Origin of the sequence: Pseudomonas sp. C5pp, assembly GCF_000814065.1 — a bacterium.
Lineage (GTDB): Bacteria > Pseudomonadota > Gammaproteobacteria > Pseudomonadales > Pseudomonadaceae > Aquipseudomonas > Aquipseudomonas asiatica.
On sequence record NZ_JWLN01000087.1, the window covers coordinates 1 to 1,287 of the forward strand.

Genomic DNA, 1,287 nt, shown 5'->3' on the forward strand with positions numbered 1-1,287 from the left:
TGGGTTTTCTCCAGGCAAAAAAATACCGCCAGGTCGGCGGTGTCGTAGGTAAGGGGTGAATCAGGCCGGCAAGGCTGGCCAGTCGATGCTGATGGGGTAGTCGGGCTGCTCGGGCACACGACTAAGGGCAACGCGATAGCGCTTCCAGGCTTTCAGGGCCTCGGCCTCGGTCGGGGTGGCGTCGTCCAGATCCACCGCATCCTGCAGAGGCGCAATGGCAGCATCTGCGACAATCCGGCGCTGGGCAACATCGGCAAGAATGGCAGCGACCAGCAGCTCTTGGGCCGCCAAAGCCTTGTCCTCGACAGTGGCCACTTGGCTCCAGTCGATCACGGCATACCCCTGATACGGGGAAGGGTCCATCGCATCAGGGATAGGCAGCGACACCCGGCCATCTTGAGGCGCAACGATGTCAGACGGAAACCTCGCGGCGTAAGAGGCTTCCTCGGGGATCGGCAGCAGCAGGGTAACTATCAGTTCACTGCCCGTCCGCTCAATCGGCGCGATCAACCAAGGGCACTTGCAGGCCTCCACAGGCAGCGTGGCGCCGTCTGCAAGCGGCCCGAAATCGTACGTCAGGCCGTTAATCGTTAGGCTGTCACCCTGCTTGAAAAGGGTCATGGGCTGGGCCGAAAACACCACAGGAGAGAGTTTTATTTTCATCAGTACCACCGCCCAATAGCCATATAACTAGCGCTGAACTGTTGCGCACCCGCAGCACCATTTCTGAATCGGAGCATGCAGCCGCTTACAGTCTGACTCGATGCCGAAAGGAATCCGTACATGTCCCAGTTGTTGACGGGCTGTCCGTTTGCCGTGACCACGTAGGATGTGTTGGGAAATGCAATGGGGAAGGTGATACTCACATCGCCATACCCATTGACTGGGGCGGTACTGGTAAGCCGCCCAATTGACCAGCACACCTGCGTGCCATCGGCAAAACGTACATACTCACCGTTAGCGTTGCTGCCGCGCTGAACAATCGCCCCGGTAGGCACGCCCGCTGACTGGCCAACGGTGCCGACGATGTTAGCCCTGTTGAATGCCGTAGCAATGAAGCTGTAAAGCTCATCGAAGTTCGCAATCGCCTTCAACCAGGCGCTTCGGCGATCGTCTCCACCGGCGCCGCTGGGAGCAGTGCCGAGGTTGATGGTTTGTTTTGCCATAGTGATTCCTTAAAGCGGCTTCATTGGCCTGGAGGCGAACAGTGTTCGCCCGTTCGCTGTGAGCGGATTGATCCCCGATCCGTTGTCGCAATACATCTGCAACACAGATCGGTTTCCAGGC

Annotated in this window: 2 protein-coding genes; both read right to left on the reverse strand. The window is 58.6% G+C overall.

Going from position 1 to position 1,287, the window contains the following annotated elements; genetic code table 11:
- Nucleotides 1-60: 60 nt before the first annotated feature.
- Nucleotides 61-663 carry a tail fiber assembly protein gene (locus RR51_RS31715; RefSeq protein WP_236693317.1) on the reverse strand — a complete coding sequence of 201 codons (603 nt, stop codon included), beginning with the start codon at nt 661-663 and terminating at the stop codon, nt 61-63.
- Nucleotides 663-1,166, reverse strand: a complete 504-nt coding sequence (locus RR51_RS31720; protein WP_052261142.1) for a gp53-like domain-containing protein — start codon at nt 1,164-1,166, stop codon at nt 663-665. Before RR51_RS31720 ends, RR51_RS31715 begins: the two co-directional genes overlap by 1 nt.
- Between the last annotated feature and the right edge of the window lie 121 nt (nt 1,167-1,287).